Below are 20,713 nucleotides of genomic sequence, written 5' to 3' on the forward strand. Positions count from 1 at the left end.
TCGTCTTTCTTTTTACGGCCCGCGTTGACTGGTAAGCTTCGTCAGCTGGATTCCCTATCTTTGTTTTTCATTCTAAATTGGATCCACTAAATGAAGCAGCCGGAATCAACAAACGTACTCGAAGCGATTAGTCTGGGTTTGAAAATAGCGGGCGAAACTCTTATTCATCCCCTTAGTTTTGCTTTGAAAGAGGGTGAATCACTGGTAATTACCGGTGCTTCGGGGAGTGGCAAAACCATGCTGGGGCGTTTGCTGGCGGGGCAGCTTTCGCCTTCTTCGGGTCAATTGATTACCAAGCCGAAAATCAGGCGGCTGATGGTTGATCAGCAGGATTATTTCGTCGCTTTTTCGGGGCGAAGAAGTATGCACGACGGGCTTCGCTATGAAAACCAAGGCATGGAGATGGTTCCAACTGTTTGGGAGTTTTTGGCTCGGGTACAGGCGAAAACCGAAACTGGAGTTTCAGAAGCAGCTTTGCGACGCGTGCTGAAGCAGGTGGAGATTGAGCGCCTGGCTGACCGGAAACTCCTGCAATTGAGCAATGGCGAGCGTAAACGGACACAGTTGGCGGCCGTACTATTGCAAAAACCCGACTTGCTGGTGCTGGATCAACCATTCGTAGGGCTGGATTTCCACTCGCGCGCTACTTTGAGTCGCTTGTTAAAACAGCAAATGGATTCCGGCCTTTGCCTGGTTGTCATGACCGATCCGGAGCATATTCCGGATTCAGGAACTTACGTAGCGGAATTGAATAAAGGAAGCCTAAGCCGGCTTGTCAAGCCCGAAGCCTATCAACCTAGGAACGTAGACTGCGTCCGAAATAAAACTGAGATTGATACGCGACTCCTTGGCCGTTTGCCATTGCCAGACGAAGCGTTCGGCATCGTCGTGCGAATGAACAAGGTGAATGTGGTATTGGGTGGAAAGCAAATTCTAAAAGACATCAACTGGCAAGTGAACCTCGGCGAGCAGTGGGCTTTGCTTGGTCCAAACGGAGCAGGGAAAAGCACTTTGCTAAGCTTGATTACCGCTGATAATCCGCAAGGGTATGCGAACGATCTGTGTTTATTTGATCGGCAGCGTGGAACCGGCGAAAGTATTTGGGACATTAAAAAGCGCATTGGTTTTGTATCACCCGAACTTCACCTGTATTTTCTGCGGGGAGCTGGCATCTACAATACGATTCCGGGGCTGGCCGCTTCGGGTAGGCAGGTTTATAGTTCAATGACCTGCAACGATGTTGTTCTATCGGGCTTTCACGATGAAGTGGGATTTAATTCATTGCCAACGGGCGATCAGTTGAAAAATGCATTATCATGGTTGGCTGTTTTGGGATTGGAATACTTGCAAAAGCGACTGTTTGTGCAGGCATCGTTGGGCGAGCAGCGTGTTGTCTTGCTGGCCCGGGCCCTCGTAAAGGTGCCTCCCTTGCTTATTCTCGATGAACCATGCCAGGGCCTCGACTCGCAGCAAACCAATCGGTTCGTTCATTTACTCAATATTCTCTGTAGCCAGTTAAAAACGACACTGATTTATGTGACTCACCGCAAAGAGGAGATCCCTGGCTGCGTAACTCACCTGTTGCATTTGGACAATGGCGAGGTGAAGAGCAATGGAGTGTTTGATCGTCCGGCTTTTCAATGGAATCGTTAATTTTGATTTTATTTAAACCAGTGAATCTTTTTACTATGGAAATGACGTCCCGGCAATCCGAAGCTTTTTATCGTGCAGCAGCACTTTGCAGCCGTGCCGAAAAATGTTCAGCTGATGTCCTGACTAAATTAAGTCAATGGGGAGTTGACGAAATGGATGCGGGCGTGGTGCTGAAACAGTTGATTGAGGAGAAGTATGTTGATGATGAGCGCTTTGCCCGGAGTTTTGCCAAAGACAAATTCCGTTTTAACAAATGGGGAAAAATAAAAATCGCCTACCAGCTTCATGCCAAACGAATGAATTCAAACACCGTTGACTTGTCTATGAATGGGATTGACGACGAGGCTTATTGGGAGATGCTGATTGAAATAATCACCGAAAAAAATAAAAGCGTGAAGGTGCCGAATCCATATGATCGCAAAGCTAAATTGATTCGTTTTGCCCAAGCTCGTGGCTTTGAAATGGATTTAATCTATCGGGCGGTAGAAGAGGTGTTAACGTGAAAATAAGGAGGTTTTCCGACTCACTCCAGAGGCTGGAATAACCCGGGAAATCAAAAAAAGCTGGAATCATTCCCGTGAAATTGAGCAACGCACGTCTATGTGCTCTGATTTTTCTTATCGCCCCGGCTGTTATAGGGAGGAAAAAATCAGCCAGCCGGATTGGGCTCGTAACAACAAGTATAAATTTTTTTCCTTTTATCATGTTTTATTAACAGGGGTTTCATGAACAAGATGAAAACCCTAATTTTAGCTTACTGTTTTTTGCAAGGAGAGGCAAGTTTGAAGATTGATAAAACTGATTGAAAATGATTCCATTTACACACTTACACGTACACTCGCAATATTCAATTTTGGATGGGGCCGCAAGCGTAAAAGGACTTGTCGCCAAAGCCAAAGGGGATGGAATGAAAGCACTGGCCCTGACCGATCATGGGATGATGTTTGGGATAAAGGACTTCTACGACACGTGCAAACGTGAAGGAATCAAACCAATTTTGGGCTGCGAAACCTACGTCGCCTCGCGAACAATCAACGATAAGAATGATAAGGTAGACCGGTCAGGAGACCACTTGATTTTGCTGGCCAAAAACCTACGTGGCTACAGAAACCTGGTCAAACTAATTTCCATTGCCAGCAACGAAGGTTTCTACTACAAGCCCCGTATCGACAAGGAGGTTCTGGAAAAATACAGTGAAGGCTTGGTTGTTTCCTCCGCCTGTCTGGGGGGAGAAGTGGCTCAAAATATTATGAACAACGCCATTCCCGAAGCGGAAGAAACCATTAAATGGTTTAAGCGGGTTTTTGGAGATGATTATTACTTGGAGTTGCAGCGCCATAAATCAGATGATCCGCAACGGAATGAAGATGTCTATAAAAACCAGGTGTTGGTCAACCAGGTTATTTTGGAATTGGCTGAGAAGTACCAGGTGAAAGTGATTGCAACCAACGATGTGCATTTTATTAATGCAGAAGATGCCGACGCACACGACTTGCTAATCTGCCTGAACACCGGGAAAGATGTGGACGACCCCAACCGGATGCGTTACACCAAGCAGGAATGGTTTAAAACAACCGCCGAAATGAACCAGCTGTTTGCCGACGTGCCGGAATCATTGAGAAATACCCAGGAAGTTGCGGACAAGATTGAAGAATATGAGTTGAATTCAGCACCCATTATGCCTCCTTTTCCGATTCCTGAAGAATTTGGAACGGAAGCCGAATACCTGGAGAGGTATTCCGAAGAAGATCTTAAAGACGAATTCAAAGACGGGGCTTTCGAGCGGTTGGGTGGCTACGAAAAAGTCATTCGGGTAAAACTGGAAGCTGAGTACCTGAAACACCTGACCTACGAAGGCGCCAAAGAAGAATACCGCTATGGCAGTCCGGTTCCGGCCGACGTTGCCGAGCGACTTGACTTTGAGTTGGATACCATCAAAACCATGGGTTTTCCGGGTTACTTCCTCATTACACAAGATTTTATCAATGCCGCCCGCGAAATGGGTGTTCTGGTGGGCCCGGGCCGTGGATCGGCTGCCGGTTCGGCCGTTTCCTATTGTGTCGGGATTACCAATATCGATCCGATCAAGCACGATCTGCTGTTTGAACGGTTCCTGAATCCTGACCGGATCTCCATGCCCGATGTGGATATTGACTTTGATGATGACGGCCGGCAGATGGTATTAGACTGGGTGACAGAAAAATACGGCCGTGAGCGGGTGGCACATATCTGTACGTTTGGAACCATGGCCACCAAACTGGCCATCCGCGATGTGTCACGGGTGTTGAAGTTGCCGTTGCCCGAAGCAGATCGTCTGGCCAAAATGGTGCCCGAAGCGCCAAAAATGAGCTTTTTAAAAGCCTATAAAGAAAGTACCGAATTACGCAACGAAAAAAAATCAGCCAATCCTTTAATTGTTTCCACGCTGAAATTTGCCGAAACTTTGGAAGGCTCCGTCCGGCAAACGGGGGTGCATGCCTGCGGGATTCTAATCAGTCGCGATCCGCTGGATGAACACATTCCGTTGATGCCCACCAAAGACGAAAATTTATATACCACGCAGTACGACGGGCGTTTTGTGGAGGATATTGGATTGCTGAAGATGGACTTTTTGGGGTTGAAAACCCTTTCCATCATCAAAGAAACCCTGGAAAATATTCGCCTCTCCAAAAAACTGGAAGTGGATATTGATGCCATTCCGGAGGATGATGCCAAAACATTCGAACTGTTTAGTCGTGGCGATACCACCGCCATTTTCCAGTTTGAATCTCCCGGCATGAAAAAACACCTTCGTAACCTGAAACCCAACCGTTTTGAGGATTTGGTTGCCATGAACGCTTTGTATCGTCCGGGACCAATGGAATACATCCCTGATTTTATTGACAGGAAACACGGGCGTAAAGCAGTTCATTATGACCACCCCATGATGGAAAAATACCTGGAAACCACCTACGGAATTACGGTCTTCCAGGAACAGGTGATGTTATTGTCGCGCCACCTGGCCAATTTTACCCGGGGAGATTCCGATTCGCTTCGGAAAGCGATGGGTAAAAAAATCAAGGCGATGATGGATAAACTCAAAGTGAAGTTTATCGATGGCTGCAAGGCCAACCCCAAATTTGTTGAGGGTTGTGAGCAGATGAAGAAAGAGCCGGAGACAATCATTGAGAAAATATGGAAAGACTGGGAAGCGTTCGCGTCTTACGCCTTCAATAAATCACACTCGGTTTGCTACGCCCACATTGCTTACCAAACGGGATACCTGAAAGCACACTTCCCGGCCGAGTTTATGGCGGCCAACATGAGCCGTAACCTAAGCAACATTACGGATATCACCAAGCTGATGGGCGAGTCGCAGCGGATGGGAATGAACGTTCTGGGGCCTGATGTGAACGAGAGTTTTCTCAAGTTCATGGTAAACAAGGAAGGCGATGTGCGTTTTGGAATGGCTGCCATCAAAGGCGTAGGATCAGGAGCGGTGACTGATATCGTAAGAGCCCGGCAGGATGGATTATTTACCTCTGTCTTTGACTTTGTAGAGCGGGTGAACCTGCAAACTGTCAACAAAAAAAATATTGAAGCACTGGCCATGGCTGGAGCTTTTGACAGCTTTGGAACGATCAAACGTAGCCAGTTTTTTGCCAGTTCGGCCGAAAATGAGCCCTCATTTATCGAAAAGCTGATTCGTTACGGTCACCAGATTCAGTTGGAAAGCAACAATGCCCAGCAATCCTTGTTCGGCGAAGTCATGTCGGCTCAGGCTGTGAAAACACCCGATGTTCCCGACGTTCCGGAGTGGCCCAAAATTGTGTTGCTCGAAAAGGAAAAGGCTTTGATTGGAATCTACCTTTCTTCACATCCACTGGATGATTACAGGCTGGAAGTGGAAAACTTTACCAGTCGTGAGTTTTCGCTGAAAGACATCAATAACAACATTGAAGCCATGAAGGGGCGCGACCTGACTTTTGCCGGTATGGTCACCGAAAGCCGGGAAGCAATTGGTAAAACTGGGAAGCATTTTTGCACCATGACACTGACGGATTACACCGATTCGTACACGTTCTTTTTCTTCGGGAAAGACTATGTTGAGTTTTCGAAGTATTGTAAAACCGGTTTATTTCTGATGATTAAAGGACAGGTTCAACCCCGGTTTAACGGCGACCAGCTCGAGTTTAAAATCCGAAACATTGAGCTGCTGTCCGAAATCCGAAAAAACAATATAAACACTGTAACGTTGCAGTTACCACTGCAAAATGTAACGCCCGAATTAATTCAGGAAATTGAAACCATTAGCCTAAAAAACAAGGGGAAAGCTTTGTTGAGATTTAATATCTGGGATTCAGAAACAAAAAGTATGGTTAACCTGTTTTCAAGAAACACTCGTGTGGAAATGACCAGCGAGCTGGAGCGTTTCATTCGAAATCATGAATCACTGACTTTTAAGATTAATTAGCTTTTAAAGCTTTAAATAGAATAATAGTTTAATAATATTGATTATGGCACAAGAAGTAAATGATGCAAATTTTGAGGAAGTTGTTCTTCAATCTGACAAGCCGGTTTTAGTGGATTTTTGGGCTGAATGGTGCGGTCCCTGCCGCATGGTTGCTCCCGTTGTTGAGGAGTTGTCGCAGGATTATGCAGGAAAACTGCTGGTGACAAAAGTTGACGTGGACAGCAATCCTGAAACCGCCATGAAATTTGGAATTCGGAATATTCCGACCATTTTGTTCTTTAAAGGTGGCGAAGTGGTTGACAAGCATGTTGGCGCGGCTCCCAAATCGGCTCTGGCAACAAAAGTTGATGCTTTACTTTAAAACAGGAACGTATAAAACGTAAAAGAGGCTGAACTCTTCGGAGTCAGCCTCTTTTTATTTAGTCATTCTTTTTTCAGGAGATAAGAAAAAATGCTTACTCAGCTTTCTTTTCTTCTTTGTCTTCAGCAGGAGCTTCTTCTTTCGAAGTTTCTTCCTCGGCTGCAGGTGTTTCAGCTTTGGGGGCCTCTTCAGCGGGAGCTTCTTCCTTTGCTGGTTCTTCAGTAACAGGAGCTTCCTCTGCAACAGGAGTTTCTTCAACTACTGGAGCTTCTTCAACTACTGGAGCTTCTTCTGCTACAACAACTTCTTCCTCTTCCGCTGGTGCTTCAACTTCTTCCGGAGCTTCTGCAGCTTTGGCTTCCGCAGCCAATTCAGCGTTGCGTTTGGCAATTGCTGCTGCACGCTCGGCGTTTACTTTGGCTTCTGCTTCGAGTTGTTTTGTTTTCAACGAGTCAGAGTCTTTCGACAGACGATCTTTTTTCGCTTGAATTTTGGCTTCTTTTTCAGCTGACCAGGCGTCGAAACGACGTTCTGCTTCTGCTTCGTCAAAAGAACCTTTGGCAACACCACCTTGCAGGTGTTTTTTGTATAATACTCCTTTGTAAGATAAAATTGCTCTTACTGTGTCGGTTGGCTGTGCACCTTTTGTAAGCCAGTCTAAAGCTTTATCAAAATCAAGATCGATCGTAGCAGGATTTGTGTTTGGATTATAGGATCCAATCCTTTCAATGTAACGACCATCTCGTGGTGCCCTGCCATCAGCTACCACAATGTGGTAGAATGCTAAACGTTTGCGACCATGTCGCTGCAATCTGATTTTTGCTGGCATGTGAATTAATTTTAATTGATAAACAATTTTTTAATTGTGGCGCAAAGATATACTTTTATTTCTGAAATAAAACAATCGACTTTGAGTTAAATAAATAAAGAAAAATGCTTTCGGTCCGCAACCATTTGACGGTTTGTTCATCTTACTTGGACATTCGAAATAATTAAACTAGAATTTAAAAGACATGAAAAAGATTATTCCTATTGCAGTAAGTGTTCTCATGATTGGGCTGTTGGCTTGTGAGCCGGAAGAGGTAGCCTTTGATCCGGCAGCCGACGTTTTTGTAATTACAAAAACGGTTGAAACGGAGAATGAGGTAGATACCGTATATGGCCTGGCGTTACATGCGTTTGCCAATAAGCCAATGCAAAGCGTTGATGTCACGGGCGATGACGACGAAACCTATGACTTGGAATCCTTTGAGGGTTACCCGTATGATTTTTATTACCAGACTCCGGACAACCAATTTGCATCTGAAATGCCATCCGGTGGCTCCTACAGTTTTGATATTGTAGCTCAATCAGGTGAAACAAGCATGCTCAGTGATAACTTGTCAGATGATGTGATTTATCCAACGGATACCATTAAGTACGAGTTTGATGACACCCAGGACAAAATGAAACTTACCTGGACTGAGATTGAAGATGCCGATTACCTCATCGTTAAGATGTTTGAAGAAGATGATGATCAGGTGTTTCAATCTTCATCGCTGTTGGGTGATAAAGAGGAATACACCATCTCCGCTTCGGGATCGGGGTGGGCCAGTGGATTTCAGCCTGCCGACGGTACTACTTATATTGTCCAGATTGATGCCTTCAAGTACGAATCCGGGCAGTCCGGTGTTAACTTGCAGGCTAAGTCAATTAGTGTAGACCCGGTCATTTGGGGTGAATAGCATAAAAGACAACAGTCATTTAGAACGGGCAGCTCCACAAAAGGAGTTGTCCGTTTTTGTTATTGATTAATCTGGCTGGTTTTTCTACTTTTGTAGACCACTTAAAATGATAACTATGATTCAGAAAGAGCAGCTAAAAGAGCTTGCGGAGCGCCGGGATGCGCTGAGGAGGCATCTTTGACTACGATGCAAAATTAATTCAACTACAAGAAGAAGAACTTAGAACACAAGATCCCGACTTCTGGAATGATCCCAAAGCGGCTGAAAATCAGATGAAAGTCATTCAGTCGATTAAGGCTTGGACCGAGAGTTTTAAAGAAGTGGAACAAGCCTTGGAAGATTTACAAGTGCTGTTTGAATTTTTTGAGGCCAATGAAGCCAGCGAGGCCGAAGTGGATGCGCAGTTGCAAAAGTCATTGAAACATATCGAGGAGCTGGAAGTCCGTAACATGCTTCGAAAAGAAGAAGACAAGCTGGGAGCCATTCTCCGGATTAATGCAGGGGCAGGTGGCACAGAAAGCAATGACTGGGCGGAGATGTTGATGCGCATGTATATGCGCTGGGGTGAGAAAGAAGGCTACAAGGTGACTGTATCAGAATACAATGCCGGCGATGAAGTGGGCGTAAAGAACTGTACCATCGAGTTTGAAGGGGATTATGCCTATGGCTACCTGAAAAGCGAAAACGGCGTGCACCGGCTGGTTCGTTTGTCACCTTTTAACGCTCAAAATAAACGGATGACTTCCTTCACTTCCGTTTTTGTGGCCCCCTTGGTTGATGATACCGTTCAAATTGAAATCAATCCTGCAGATATTACTTGGGATACCTTTCGTTCGGGAGGTGCTGGTGGGCAGAATGTGAACAAGGTTGAAACCGGTGTTCGCCTGAAGCATGCGCCAACCGGAATTGTCATTGCAAATACCGAAAGCCGATCGCAGTTTGCCAATAAGGAAAATGCCTTGCGCTTGCTGAAATCGCAATTGTATGAGTTGGAACTTCGTAAACTTCGGGAAGCGGAAATGCAAATCGAGTCGACTAAGAAAAAAATTGAGTGGGGATCGCAAATCCGTTCGTACGTGTTACAACCGTATAAAATGGTGAAAGACACAAGAACCGGACATGAAACAGGCAATGTCCAGGCTGTTTTAGATGGAGAAATTGACGGATTTATGAAAGCTTACTTAATGGAATTCAGTGAAGACTAGTCTGCTGGATACGAAAAATTCAGAAACTTTTTCGCATATTTAGGACAGATCGTTTAACTACTTAGCTGTTGAGGGGTTATTCTCAATAAAAGCAATGGAATATGACAAGGATAAGCAACCAATATATTAATCGTGAAATAAGTTGGCTTTCGTTTAACGCACGCGTGTTGCAGGAAGCAGAGGATCCTACTGTTCCACTTTTTGAACGCATTCGGTTTATCGGAATTTTTTCGAACAACCTCGATGAGTTTTTTCGTGTGAGGGTAGCATCTGTCCGTCGAATGGTTGACTTTGAGAATGATGAAACCTTAATTGGCGACATCAGACCCGAGGAGCTGCACGAGAAAATCATGGAGACGGTTGTTTCGCATCAAAAACGCTCGCAGGAAATATTCCGCAACATTATGCAAGAGCTTAAGCAGGAGAATATCCTCATGGTTGATGAAACCGACCTGGAGCCGGAACAAATTGTCTTTGTCAAAAACTATTTCAAGGACAAGGTGCTTCCCAACCTGATTCCCATTATGTTGAGCAAGGAAAACAAGTTTCCGTACTTGCGCGACCGGTCAGTTTACCTGGCCATCAAGCTTTCGCGCAAGGCACGGCCCGATAAGTTTGCCTATGCTCTGGTTCGTATTCCAAACATATCTTTGTCCCGCTTTTTGGTATTGCCAGAGAAAGATGGACGTAAATATGTCATGCTGCTCGATGATGTGATTCGTTACAGTTTACCCGATATTTTTCCTTTGTTCAACTACGATCAGTTTGAAGCTTATACCATTAAGGTAACGCGTGACGCAGAGCTGGATATTGATGACGATATTTCCAAAAGCTTCGTTGAAAAGATGGAAGCCAGCTTGAAGAAAAGAAAAGTGGGCACACCTGTCCGGCTCCTGTACGACAAGGATATTCCGGATGATTTATTGAATTTCATCATTAAAAAGATGAAGTTGGATCCGGACAACCAGGTTCCGGGTGGAAAATACCATAACCACAAAGATTTCATGGACTTTCCGGAGATTGGGCAAGCCCACCATTATTATAAACGCCTGACGCCGGTTAGGCACAAGGAACTGAAACAGCATGAAAGTATTCTGAAGCGGTTACGCCGGAAAGATATCATGTTGCATTATCCCTATCAAAGTTTTAGTCATTTTCTTGATTTGCTTCGCGAAGCAGCTATCGATCCGGCAGTAAAAGAAATTGGCATCACAATTTATCGGGTGGCCGACAATTCGCGGGTGGTGAATGCCTTGCTGAATGCGATCAGAAATGGGAAAAAAGTAACGGTTGTTATCGAGCTGCAAGCCCGTTTTGACGAAGAGGCTAACATATACTGGTCGAATAAGTTACAGGAAGAAGGGGCTCATGTGGTGAATGGAGTTCCTGGACTCAAAGTACACAGTAAGCTGGCTTGGATAAAGAGAAAAGAGAAAGGTTCTTTCAAAAATTACGCTTACGTGGGAACCGGAAATTTTCATGAAGGAACTGCCCGGGTATATGGCGATGATGGTTTGCTGACTGCTGATCCCAGAATCGCCGATGAGGTGGCCCGTCTGTTTGGATTTTTTAAGCACAATTACCGGATTTCAAATTACAAGCACCTGGTAGTCAGTCCGTTTTCGATGCGAGGCTTTTTTATGTCAAAAATTGATCATGAAATAGCTATTGCCAAATCAGGTAAGCGCGGGTTTATGGTGTTGAAAATGAATAGTCTGATAGATCCAGAGATGATGGATAAGATTTATGAGGCTGCTCATGCCGGGGTGAAAATTCGCCTGATTGTTCGCGGGATCTTTGGATTGTTAACTGAGACGGAAGGTGTAAATGAAAATATTGAGGCCATCAGTATTGTCGATAAATACTTGGAACACTCCCGTATTTTCTTGTTTGGAAACGGGGGAAAGGATCAGATTTACATTTCCTCGGCCGACTGGATGCCGCGGAATTTGAATCGACGCATTGAAGTGGCATGCCCAATTTACGATGAAAATCTAAAAGCCGAATTGCGCGAAATGCTTAAGATTCAGCTTCGCGATAACACCAAATCGCGGATCTTAGACAATGAATTGTCGAACACCTACAGCCGGCAACATATGGAAGGCCGGTTTCGTGCACAGGAAGATTATTATCAGTACATCAGATTAAAACATCAAGTAGCCATGAAAATCTACCACAACCCAAGATGCTCGAAAAGCCGGGCCGGTTTAAAATATCTCGAAGAAAACGGATACCACATCGATGTGAAGAATTACATGAAAGACGGAATCACGGCAGATGAAATCAAAAATATCCTGGCCAAATCAGGGATGAAGGCGTTTGAATTGGTTCGGACTCAGGAGGAATTGTATCGAAAGGAATACCGGGGCAAAGAGTTGACCGACAATGAATGGGTGAAAATTTTAGCCGAAAGCCCACGGCTGATGAAGCGTCCGATTGTGATTAACGGTAAGAAAGCCATTCTGGCCCAGCCGCCCGAGCAAATTGAAAAAATCCGCTAAGGAAATAAAAAGTACTTAACCAACTTTCGATTGAAGCGATTGAATCTCTTGTCCGAGTTTTGCTTTTTGTTTCAGAAGTTTCGATAAGGCCAAGGCGTCTTTTACCGCTTGCTTGTCGTACTCTTCCAGGATGATGTAGTAGTAACGCGAACCCAGAAATACGGCTTTCAAATTGCGGTCCGCATGTTCGGCTATAAATTCAATAACGCCGTTGTCGGTGCCATCGCGGTACGAAACTTTTTCCCACTTGGTTTCCATAAAATCGCTGCGGTGGTTTAACACATTGTCCAGGTCGACCTTTTCGGTTTTTGCCTGTAGGTCCTGGTCGTACACCCGCAAGCCGGTATGTTCGAGCCACTGGTCGCCGTAATAGTTGCTCGAAATATACAGCTCCCCGCGCTCATCCAAATGAATCTGAATAAAAGATTTGTCCCATCGCCGCTCAAATTGCTGGCGTTTGTGAACGTATTGCGTGTAGCGATCGAAGTCGGTTTTTTCCTTTACGAATTTAGCTTCCAGTTTTTCCAGTTTCACCTTCAGTGAATCCATTTCATCCTGTTTTTGGTAAAACAGGTCTCCGTAAATCTTCTTTTTGAATTGATCCGCTTCATCCAGGGTTTGAATGGCGCCCCTGTATTTTAGTTGGATCGTGTCCAGTTGTTGTAAGGCCAGTGTGGTGTCGCCTTTTTGATAAGCATTTTTAGCCAGCGCAAGCCTGTCGGCGGCCAGCTCTTTCTCCGATTTTCCGCAGGAAAACAACAAGGCAGCAATCAATACAATAAAAAAAATCCGGCTCAAGTTCATGGACAAATGCATTTAAATAATTTCCTTCGTAGTTTCAATTCATCAAAGAAAATTAATAATTATCAGGATGGAAACAAATTCAGTTGCTTTTTTTCGGTCGCAAAATTATCCTGAACTTCCTGCCAAACCCCTTGTTGCCGCCTGGAGGGTAAAGAATCCACAGAATGTGGGGAGTTTAGTGCGATTGGTTGATAATGTGGGAGGCGACACCTTGTATTTGTTGGATGATGACAATCCCAAGCGTGAAAGTTCCATCAAGAAAACGGCCGGACTAAGTTTTAAAAATGTCAGGTTGATTGTGACCAGCTCGGATGAATTTTTTCATTCCATCCCCGACGGGTATGCTGTTTTTGCTGTCGAAACGGATCAAAATTCAGAAAATCTATTCACGACCCAATTTCCTGATAAAGTGGCTTTTTTATTGGGAAGCGAAATGCATGGTTTGTCGCCCGATCTGATTGCCCGCTGTGAACAAAGCATCCATATTCCGATGACCGGTTCCTGCAAGTCGATGAATATTTCCCATGCGTTAAGTGTTGTCCTGTTTGAGTGGGTGCGCCAACAACTTTTTTGCAAGTAAGTTTTCTTTTCATCGATTTTTTCTATTTTTAGCAACTATAAATATGAAAAGCCATGATCACACTGACACAGTTGGAGTATATTGTTGCCGTTGACACCTACCGGCATTTTGGACGGGCAGCCGAGCATTGCTTTATTACGCAGCCAACTTTAAGTATGCAAATAAAAAAGCTGGAAGAAGATTTGGAAATCATTATTTTCGACCGGAGCAAGCAACCACTTATTCCCACTGATGTTGGTAAACGAATCATTGAACAGTCGCGCATCATTCTAAAGGAGACCGAAAAGGTAAACGACATTGTCAAAGATCACAAGAATTTGATTTCCGGTGAATTGAAAATCGGTATTATTCCAACACTGGCGCCTTATCTGTTACCACTGTTTATTGGCAACTACAAACGAAAGTATCCTAATATTCTGATTACAGTTCAGGAGCTGACCACCGAAAATATTGTCGATCACCTGAAGCGCGACTTGCTCGATGTTGGAGTACTGGTTACTCCGCTTAAAGAGGACCGGATTAATGAACGCCCCATTTTTTATGAGGAAATGATGCTCTATTCGCATGAAAGGCATCCGCTTCATAACAAAGAAAAAATCAAAGTAAAAGATATTGCCACCCCCGAAATTTGGCTACTGAGCGATGGGCACTGTTTTCGTCACCAGGTCGTAAATTTGTGTTCCTTTAAAGGCGCATCAAACGAAGAGTTGCCCTTTCACTTTGAAGCAGGCTCACTTGAAACACTGATGAATATTATCGATAAGGAAGGAGGAATCACCCTGATTCCGGAGCTGGCTTCCGTTGATATGGCGGAAAGCCGCCGGAAACATGTTCGCAGCTTTAGCGATGTAACGCCTTTGCGTGAGGTTAGTTTGGTCTATTCGCGCCATTTTGCCAAGAACAAACTGGTTGATCTGCTGTGGAAGGAAATGAGCGCGTCAATGCCTAAAGAACTATTAAATAAAGATCGTGGAACGATTGTCGAATGGAAATAAATTTTTGCAATTTTTGTTTGATAATTAAAAAATCTTCCATTTCTTTGCATCGCTGAAATCGAAACGGCTTTTCTTAACGAAGACGAGCCCGGTTTTTAGAAAAAATCCTGACAAAATATTTGGTGGCTTCAAAATTTGATTTATTTTTGCAGTCCCAATTTCAGGGAAAGACAATGATGGCCCGTTCGTCTAGGGGTTAGGACGCCAGGTTTTCATCCTGGTAGCAGGGGTTCGAATCCCCTACGGGCTACTTAATTAATTTATCAGAAGAAATATAAAATGGCACACCATCAATCGGCAAAAAAGAGAATTCGTCAAGACGAAAAAAAGAAAGTACACAATAAGTACTATGCCAAAACTGCGCGTAATGCGGTCCGCGATCTTCGCGAGGTAAGCGAGAAGGATGCTGCTGTAGCAGAACTTCCAAAAGTTGTGTCGATGATTGATAGATTGGCAAAAAAGAATCTGATTCATAAGAACAAAGCAGCCAATTTAAAGTCAAAGTTAGCACAGCATATTAGCAAGCTATAAGGAATTACAAGATATTATAGGAAGCCGCTTCAAAATGAAGCGGCTTTTTTTATGCCTAAAATTGACGGTTGCATTTCCTTGTTTCTTTGATTCTTCATAACTTGGGTTATTGTAAGTGAAAAATCATGTATAAAAAACCAAGTATTAAGGAATGGGCTGTTGAAGACCGTCCGCGTGAAAAGCTTTTGACTAAGGGTACCCGTTCGCTTTCCGAAGCTGAATTACTGGCGATTTTAATCGGTTCCGGCAATTCAAAAGAATCAGCTGTTGAGCTTTCGCGGCGCATTCTTCTGGCTGTGAATAATGACTTGTCGGTGTTGAGTAAAAAAGATGCCTCCTACCTGCTTAAGTTCAGGGGGATTGGTGAAGCAAAAGCGGTTAACATTATGGCCGCGTTAGAGCTGGGCCGCCGGCGAAAGGAGCACGGCACATCAGTCAAAACAGTGATTGCCAACAGCAATGATGCCGCCAATTATTTCCGTCCGCTTTTGGAAGATCTTCCACATGAAGAATTCTGGGTTTTGCTATTGAATCGGTCCAATACAGTGATCGATAAGTTCATGATCAGCCAGGGAGGGGTAACCGGAACGGTGATCGATGTGAAGCTGATTTTGAAGGTTGCTCTGGAAAGGCTGGCTTGTTCCCTTATCTTGTGCCATAATCATCCTTCCGGAAATATGATGGCTAGCGAGGCGGATAAAAAAGTGACCAAAAAAATTAGAGATGCTGCAGAATTAATGGAAATTAGTGTACTCGATCATGTAATTATCGCCCACGATCAGTATCTTAGCTTTGCTGACGAAGCTTTATTATAACATCAAATCATGCTAGTTGTATTTACCCAGGAAATAACCAGCCGTTTGCGGTACATCTTTCGGTTTCTATTCGAAGAGATTCTACGTGTTCCGGTAATCATCACCGATGATTTGCATGAATTCAACGCCAGCAATTTCCCCAAAATCAATTATTCGTTGCTTCCGTTGGATTGTCTGCTGAAAATGCATCCGCATCCGATCCTTTTTCAGCATGATATCAATTTCCAAAGCCTGGAGGCGGTTCCCTACGATGATGAAGTGTATTTTTTTGAATCTTCAGCCGATTCTTTTTTGCCGTTTGATCCCTTTGCGGCCAGCTTTTATTTGGTTAGCCGCTACGAAGAGTATCTGATGCGGGAGCTGGATCAACATAAACGCTATCCTTCCCATCACAGTATTTTGTATCGAAATCACTTGTTGCACAAGCCGGTCGTCAATCAATGGGCATATATGATTGCGGAGAAAGTTAGACGGCACTATGCTGATTTTGAGTTCCAGTCGCCCCGTTTTGAATTCCGATCAACCATTGATATTGACAATGCCTGGGCTTATAAAAATAAAAGCTGGCTGCGTACGGCAGGTGCTTTGGCTAAAGGGTTCCTTAACGGGAACAGACAACAAAATGAAGAACGTTTGCAAGTGCTTCGTGGCGAAAAGCAAGATCCTTACGAAACCTACGATTTTATCCGACAGCTTTATCATGGACGAAATGAATTGTTACATTTTTTCATTTTGCTGAGCAAAACCAGTAAATACGACCGAAATGTTTCGCCTGGTAATGAGCAGTTGCAGCAATTGATTCGAGGCTTAAGCGAAGACTATGAGTTTGGAATTCATCCTTCATACCGTTCAACCAGAAACAAAAGAGAACTCCGGCGAGAGATTAAAACACTGGAGGAGATCATCGACAAAAAAGTAAGATCGTCGCGGCAACATTTCCTGCGATTGGAGCTTCCAGTCACCTACCGTCGTTTGATTAAGGCTGGAATTCACCATGATTTTACGCTGGGATATGCTGATCAGGTTGGTTTCAGGGCTGGTACGTCCACTGCATTTTATTTCTATGATCTGAAAAAAGACGCTCCAACAAAACTGCGCATTCACCCGTTTCAATTTATGGATGTAACCTTAAAAAATCACCTGAAGCTTTCACCTGATGAAGCCTCGATTATCATTGGGAAAATTATGCGCGGAATTCGAGATTACGGCGGATCTTTTATAAGTTTATGGCATAATGAAAGTTTGTGCGATCAGGGCGAGTGGGATGGCTGGCGAAAGGTTTTCGAACAGATGACGAAACAAGCGATTAAATACAAGGATGAATCAGCAGAGCATTACCTACATCAAACATGAGGAACTCGATACGGACCGGTGGGACCAGTGTCTGGAGAACGCACCAAATGCCTTGGTGTATGCGCAATCGTGGTACCTCGATAAAATTTGTGATCGGTGGGATGCCTTGGTTCTTGGGAACTATCAGTATGTGATGCCGCTGACTTTTCGCAAGAGATTGGGCATTACCTATTTGTATCAGCCACTGTTTTGCCAGCAACTGGGTATTTTTCCCACACCCACAAAAGAAATCAGCCATCAGTTTTTGGATGAAGTGTGTTTGCGGTTTCCATTTGTCGAAATTAACCTGAACGCGATGCAGCTGCCGGTTGAAAGTGCCGGCATTTACGAAGAACGGTGCAACCACATGCTTTGGCTGAACGAAAGTTATGCGGTGCTGGCTGCGAATTATTCAACACACACCAGCCGTAAACTGAAAAAGGCAAAAAATCATAAACTGAGCCTGGTGAGAAGCATCTCGGCTGAAGAATATATTCGTTTCAAGAAGAACAACCTGTCGGTAAAGTTGTCTGAAAAAGAGATGACGACCCTGCGTAATATTTTGGCATTTTCGCTAACACGCAGTTTGGGGCAAATTTATGGTGTTTATTCTTCCGGAAACGAGCTTTGTGCTGCTGCATTTTTTATTCGCAACAAGCATCGGGTTACGTACCTCAATGCTGCAAGCACTGCGGAAGGAAAAAAGAATCAGGCGATGTATTTTCTGATAGATGGGTTCATTTGTGAGAATGCGGGCAAAGAATATTTGTTGGACTTTGAAGGATCAATGATCCCTGGAGTTGCCCGCCTATACGAGGGTTTTGGTGCAACTCCCGAGAAATATCACCGATTTCGCTACAATAACTTGCCGTGGTGGATTAAATGGTTAAAAAAATGAAGATCCTATCCCGATTGATATCGCTGGCCTCACGGTCATTTTCTATCGCTCAGCTCGTTGATGGTGAGGAGATGCCCGTCCTTTTGCCTTTTTATCATCTGGTTAGTGACCAGGAGCATCCTTTTCAGTACAATTATAGGGTGCTTTCTGCCAGTCGATTTCGCGAAGATCTGGACTTTTTGTTGGAGCATTTTGAACCGATTTCGCTGGAGGAGCTTCACTCCGGAATGAATTTAAAAAACAGCTTTCATCTGAGTTTTGATGATGGACTGCGGGAGTGTTTTGAGATAATTGCCCCGATTTTAAAAGAGAAAGGTGTGCCAGCAACTTTTTTTGTCAATCCGGCTTTTGTCGATAATCATGATCTTTTTCATCGCTATAAAGCGGCTGTGCTGAACCAGTTTTTTGCCAAAAAAGGCGTGATATCGGATTTGCAGAACACTTATGCCGATCTGATGTCGCTCGATCAAATGGCCGAAGATGTGGGCTTGAATTGGCAGGAATATTTGGAAAAGGAAAATCCGTACATGACCCTGGAGCAGTTGTTTCAACTGGAACGCGATGGTTTTTCCATTGGAGCTCACAGCTGGGATCACCCGGAGTTTTGGCTGTTGGATGAAGAACGTCAGTTGGATGAAATAAGGGAAAGCATGGAGTGGTTGGTGGCGAATTTTTCACCCAAAATTAAAGCCTTCGCTTTTCCGTTTACTGATTTTGGAGTATCGCGTTTCGTGTTCGATGCCATCAGGCGTGAGCGGCTATGCGATCTGACCTTTGGAACGGCTGGTGTAAAGCTCGAAAAAGAAAGCAGACATTACCAACGCCTGTCAATGGAAGCAGAGGGATATAAAAGTGCCCGAAGTTTGCTAAAAGCGGAATATTTGTCCTACCAACTCAAGCGGTTGGTTGATCAACATGTGGCAAAAAGAGAATAGAGCATGGAGTTGAAAAAAATTCGTTTACAGGATATGGAGGCTTTTTCGAGAAGCGAGCTTTTTCAATCGTCCGAAACCAAGCCGATCAACGTTGCCCGGATGCAATCTTATCTGAACAATCCACATGCATTGCCCGGTGATGTCGTGCTGTACCTTTTGCACGATGAGAATAAGCTGGTTGCTTTCCGGACCTTGTTTGCGGGCAGATTGATGAATCAATCGAAGCGGTTTGCCTGGCTGAGCGGCAATTGGGTTCATCCCGACTATCGCAGGCAAGGCTACTCCCAGCAATTGCTGAAAGAAGCTTTAAAAGACTGGGACGAGCGTCTCATGTTTACCAACTACGCACCGGCTTCGTTGCAGCTTTACCTCAAGACCCGGCAGTTTCAAACTGTGTACCTGGATCACGGCACCAGGTTTTATTTTTATTTCAGAAGCCGGAATGTGCTGGCCGGACGGCATCCGAAGTTGGCATTCCTGCTTCCGGTCCTTGATTTTTTTATTCAACTGGCGGCCGGATTTACCCACCTTTTGTTTCGCCCAATGCGGATCAGGCATTTCAGCATGAAGGAGTCGAATCTACCGGATGAGACCTGCCTGGCAATGGCTGAAGCGAAGAAGGACTCCTACCTTTTTGCCAGGGGAAGACAAGAGCTGGAGTGGATTTTCAAGTACCCTTGGCTGTCGGAAAGTGATGACCATTTTGCAAGTCAATACCCTTTTTCGTCTTCTGTCGGGCAGTTTAAGTATCGCTCAATCAAGATTTTTCACGAAAGTAAGCTGGTTGGTTTCATGGTCGTGCTGCTGCGTGATGGTCATATGAGAACCGTTCACCTTCAATTACCGCACGATAGGATGCGGATTGCAGCCCGTTTTTTGATTCGGGTAGCAGCAAAAAATAGGGTCGAAACACTAACTGTGCTCAACCCAAAGCTGGCTGAAGAAGTTCGGAAACGTCCAAATCCGTTTTTGTTTCGTAAAAAAATGGAGCATGGAATTTATTCGTCTTTCCCGGTTTCATCTGCCATGCGGAAAATTCAGGACGGCGAAGGCGATTTTATCTTTAGTTAACTGCCCGATTAAAAGAAAAAATCGCTATTTTCGCCAAAATTTTTTGACATGAAGCGAGCAAGCATAAGTCTTTACAAATGGGAGGATAATGGCGAGCGAGTTCCATCCGCCAGCTGGCGGACCGTTGAAAGTTAAAAATACTATGAGATGAACGTAATCAACCTGAGCGACTCCAATTCTATTTTCAATCAATATCTTGCAGAAATTCGTGATCATGAGATTCAACGGGACCCGTTGCGTTTTCGCAAAAACCTACAACGTTTTGGAGAAATCTTTGCCTATGAGATCAGTAAAACGTTGGAATATAAAATCAACGAGGTAAAAACACCGCTGGGAATCGCTAAGGTTCCTAAATTGCTACAGCAGCCAGTTTTGGCCACCATTTTGCGCGCCGGCTTGCCGCTTCAGCAAGGACTGCTGAATTATTTCGACCGGGCTGAAAATGCGTTCATTTCGGCTTATCGAAAATACGATGACCAAGGCGAATTTCATATCGAATTTGAATACCTGGCTTCGCCGGATTTAAATGAGAAGGTGGCAATCCTGTCTGATCCGATGCTGGCTTCCGGGGCTTCGATGGAAATAGGTTACAAGGCATTGCTTCAAAAAGGTAATCCGAGCCATGTGCATTTGGTGGCGATTATAGCCAGTAAAAAGGGGGTTGAGTACGTTCAGGAAGCGATTACTGCCAAAAATGTCACCCTATGGCTGGGAGCCGTTGATGACGAAATGACCGTCAAATCATACATCGTCCCCGGTTTGGGCGATGCCGGCGATTTGGCTTTTGGCCCCAAGGTTGATTCGCACTAAAAGAGATTAAATAAAAAAACAAAAAACCGGGAACTCCCGGTTTCT

18 protein-coding genes and 1 tRNA gene are annotated in these 20,713 nt (G+C 44.5%); 17 read left to right on the forward strand and 2 right to left on the reverse strand.

Annotated features, from left to right (window positions below; translation table 11 throughout):
* Positions 1 to 90: 90 nt before the first annotated feature.
* From AAC033_RS04335 to trxA, 4 genes are all read left to right on the forward strand, one after another.
* Complete coding sequence (locus AAC033_RS04335) at positions 91 to 1,653, forward strand: ATP-binding cassette domain-containing protein (RefSeq protein WP_339735774.1); 1,563 nt, start codon at positions 91 to 93, stop codon at positions 1,651 to 1,653.
* 35 nt (positions 1,654 to 1,688) lie between these two features.
* On the forward strand, positions 1,689 to 2,156 hold the full coding sequence (locus AAC033_RS04340) for a regulatory protein RecX (RefSeq protein ID WP_339735776.1): 468 nt from the start codon (positions 1,689 to 1,691) through the stop codon (positions 2,154 to 2,156).
* A gap of 305 nt (positions 2,157 to 2,461) precedes the next feature.
* Positions 2,462 to 6,106, forward strand: a complete 3,645-nt coding sequence (gene dnaE / locus AAC033_RS04345) for a DNA polymerase III subunit alpha (protein WP_339735778.1) — start codon at positions 2,462 to 2,464, stop codon at positions 6,104 to 6,106.
* Between the two features lie 43 nt (positions 6,107 to 6,149).
* Positions 6,150 to 6,467, forward strand: a complete 318-nt coding sequence (trxA, locus tag AAC033_RS04350; protein WP_339735780.1) for a thioredoxin — start codon at positions 6,150 to 6,152, stop codon at positions 6,465 to 6,467.
* 94 nt (positions 6,468 to 6,561) lie between these two features.
* Here trxA and AAC033_RS04355 read toward each other — a convergent pair whose 3' ends face one another.
* Positions 6,562 to 7,296, reverse strand: a complete 735-nt coding sequence (locus tag AAC033_RS04355) for a 30S ribosomal protein S16 (protein ID WP_339735782.1) — start codon at positions 7,294 to 7,296, stop codon at positions 6,562 to 6,564.
* Between the two features lie 184 nt (positions 7,297 to 7,480).
* Between AAC033_RS04355 and AAC033_RS04360 the strand changes: the two genes are divergently transcribed.
* From AAC033_RS04360 to ppk1, 3 genes are all read left to right on the forward strand, one after another.
* Entirely contained in the window at positions 7,481 to 8,191 is a 711-nt protein-coding gene (locus AAC033_RS04360; RefSeq protein WP_339735784.1) for a hypothetical protein, read from the forward strand.
* A gap of 115 nt (positions 8,192 to 8,306) precedes the next feature.
* Positions 8,307 to 9,396, forward strand: a protein-coding gene (gene prfB / locus AAC033_RS04365) for a peptide chain release factor 2 (RefSeq protein WP_339735786.1) whose coding sequence is annotated in 2 segments (ribosomal slippage) — positions 8,307 to 8,360 and positions 8,362 to 9,396 — 1,089 coding nt in all. Because the reading frame shifts where the segments join, the coding sequence is not laid out codon by codon here.
* A gap of 101 nt (positions 9,397 to 9,497) precedes the next feature.
* Positions 9,498 to 11,897, forward strand: a complete 2,400-nt coding sequence (gene ppk1, locus AAC033_RS04370; protein WP_339735788.1) for a polyphosphate kinase 1 — start codon at positions 9,498 to 9,500, stop codon at positions 11,895 to 11,897.
* 15 nt (positions 11,898 to 11,912) lie between these two features.
* On the opposite strand, the gene AAC033_RS04375 is transcribed toward ppk1, so the two are convergent.
* The gene (locus AAC033_RS04375) at positions 11,913 to 12,701 is read right to left on the reverse strand and encodes a hypothetical protein (RefSeq protein ID WP_339735790.1); all 789 of its coding nucleotides are present in this window, start codon (positions 12,699 to 12,701) and stop codon (positions 11,913 to 11,915) included.
* Between the two features lie 67 nt (positions 12,702 to 12,768).
* Between AAC033_RS04375 and AAC033_RS04380 the strand changes: the two genes are divergently transcribed.
* From AAC033_RS04380 to upp, 10 genes are all read left to right on the forward strand, one after another.
* Entirely contained in the window at positions 12,769 to 13,281 is a 513-nt protein-coding gene (locus AAC033_RS04380) for a TrmH family RNA methyltransferase (protein ID WP_339735792.1), read from the forward strand.
* Between the two features lie 53 nt (positions 13,282 to 13,334).
* Positions 13,335 to 14,276, forward strand: coding sequence for a hydrogen peroxide-inducible genes activator (locus AAC033_RS04385; RefSeq protein ID WP_339735794.1), 942 nt, complete (start codon positions 13,335 to 13,337; stop codon positions 14,274 to 14,276).
* A gap of 178 nt (positions 14,277 to 14,454) precedes the next feature.
* Positions 14,455 to 14,526, forward strand: a tRNA-Glu gene (locus AAC033_RS04390).
* A gap of 29 nt (positions 14,527 to 14,555) precedes the next feature.
* Positions 14,556 to 14,807 carry a 30S ribosomal protein S20 gene (gene rpsT / locus AAC033_RS04395; protein WP_339735796.1) on the forward strand — a complete coding sequence of 84 codons (252 nt, stop codon included), beginning with the start codon at positions 14,556 to 14,558 and terminating at the stop codon, positions 14,805 to 14,807.
* A 125-nt stretch (positions 14,808 to 14,932) separates the two neighbouring features.
* The gene (gene radC / locus AAC033_RS04400) at positions 14,933 to 15,622 is read left to right on the forward strand and encodes a DNA repair protein RadC (protein WP_339735798.1); all 690 of its coding nucleotides are present in this window, start codon (positions 14,933 to 14,935) and stop codon (positions 15,620 to 15,622) included.
* Positions 15,623 to 15,631: 9 nt separating this feature from the next.
* On the forward strand, positions 15,632 to 16,975 hold the full coding sequence (locus AAC033_RS04405) for a polysaccharide deacetylase family protein (RefSeq protein ID WP_339735800.1): 1,344 nt from the start codon (positions 15,632 to 15,634) through the stop codon (positions 16,973 to 16,975).
* Positions 16,941 to 17,852, forward strand: a complete 912-nt coding sequence (locus tag AAC033_RS04410) for a hypothetical protein (protein ID WP_339735802.1) — start codon at positions 16,941 to 16,943, stop codon at positions 17,850 to 17,852. Before AAC033_RS04405 ends, AAC033_RS04410 begins: the two co-directional genes overlap by 35 nt.
* Positions 17,849 to 18,787 carry a polysaccharide deacetylase family protein gene (locus AAC033_RS04415; RefSeq protein WP_339735804.1) on the forward strand — a complete coding sequence of 313 codons (939 nt, stop codon included), beginning with the start codon at positions 17,849 to 17,851 and terminating at the stop codon, positions 18,785 to 18,787. Before AAC033_RS04410 ends, AAC033_RS04415 begins: the two co-directional genes overlap by 4 nt.
* A gap of 3 nt (positions 18,788 to 18,790) precedes the next feature.
* Positions 18,791 to 19,858 carry a GNAT family N-acetyltransferase gene (locus AAC033_RS04420; RefSeq protein WP_339735806.1) on the forward strand — a complete coding sequence of 356 codons (1,068 nt, stop codon included), beginning with the start codon at positions 18,791 to 18,793 and terminating at the stop codon, positions 19,856 to 19,858.
* 147 nt (positions 19,859 to 20,005) lie between these two features.
* Complete coding sequence (gene upp, locus AAC033_RS04425) at positions 20,006 to 20,668, forward strand: uracil phosphoribosyltransferase (protein WP_339735808.1); 663 nt, start codon at positions 20,006 to 20,008, stop codon at positions 20,666 to 20,668.
* Positions 20,669 to 20,713 lie beyond the last annotated feature (45 nt).

Source organism: uncultured Sunxiuqinia sp. (assembly GCF_963974515.1).
In the GTDB taxonomy this organism is placed as follows: domain Bacteria; phylum Bacteroidota; class Bacteroidia; order Bacteroidales; family Prolixibacteraceae; genus Sunxiuqinia.

Coding starts and splice junctions, on each gene's coding strand:
- AAC033_RS04335 (WP_339735774.1), top strand. CDS start 91: ATGAAGCAGCCGGAATCAACAAACGTACTCGAAGCGATTAGTCTGGGT.
- AAC033_RS04340 (WP_339735776.1), top strand. CDS start 1,689: ATGGAAATGACGTCCCGGCAATCCGAAGCTTTTTATCGTGCAGCAGCA.
- dnaE (WP_339735778.1), top strand. CDS start 2,462: ATGATTCCATTTACACACTTACACGTACACTCGCAATATTCAATTTTG.
- trxA (WP_339735780.1), top strand. CDS start 6,150: ATGGCACAAGAAGTAAATGATGCAAATTTTGAGGAAGTTGTTCTTCAA.
- AAC033_RS04355 (WP_339735782.1), bottom strand. CDS start 7,296: ATGCCAGCAAAAATCAGATTGCAGCGACATGGTCGCAAACGTTTAGCA.
- AAC033_RS04360 (WP_339735784.1), top strand. CDS start 7,481: ATGAAAAAGATTATTCCTATTGCAGTAAGTGTTCTCATGATTGGGCTG.
- ppk1 (WP_339735788.1), top strand. CDS start 9,498: ATGACAAGGATAAGCAACCAATATATTAATCGTGAAATAAGTTGGCTT.
- AAC033_RS04375 (WP_339735790.1), bottom strand. CDS start 12,701: ATGAACTTGAGCCGGATTTTTTTTATTGTATTGATTGCTGCCTTGTTG.
- AAC033_RS04380 (WP_339735792.1), top strand. CDS start 12,769: ATGGAAACAAATTCAGTTGCTTTTTTTCGGTCGCAAAATTATCCTGAA.
- AAC033_RS04385 (WP_339735794.1), top strand. CDS start 13,335: ATGATCACACTGACACAGTTGGAGTATATTGTTGCCGTTGACACCTAC.
- rpsT (WP_339735796.1), top strand. CDS start 14,556: ATGGCACACCATCAATCGGCAAAAAAGAGAATTCGTCAAGACGAAAAA.
- radC (WP_339735798.1), top strand. CDS start 14,933: ATGTATAAAAAACCAAGTATTAAGGAATGGGCTGTTGAAGACCGTCCG.
- AAC033_RS04405 (WP_339735800.1), top strand. CDS start 15,632: ATGCTAGTTGTATTTACCCAGGAAATAACCAGCCGTTTGCGGTACATC.
- AAC033_RS04410 (WP_339735802.1), top strand. CDS start 16,941: ATGAATCAGCAGAGCATTACCTACATCAAACATGAGGAACTCGATACG.
- AAC033_RS04415 (WP_339735804.1), top strand. CDS start 17,849: ATGAAGATCCTATCCCGATTGATATCGCTGGCCTCACGGTCATTTTCT.
- AAC033_RS04420 (WP_339735806.1), top strand. CDS start 18,791: ATGGAGTTGAAAAAAATTCGTTTACAGGATATGGAGGCTTTTTCGAGA.
- upp (WP_339735808.1), top strand. CDS start 20,006: ATGAACGTAATCAACCTGAGCGACTCCAATTCTATTTTCAATCAATAT.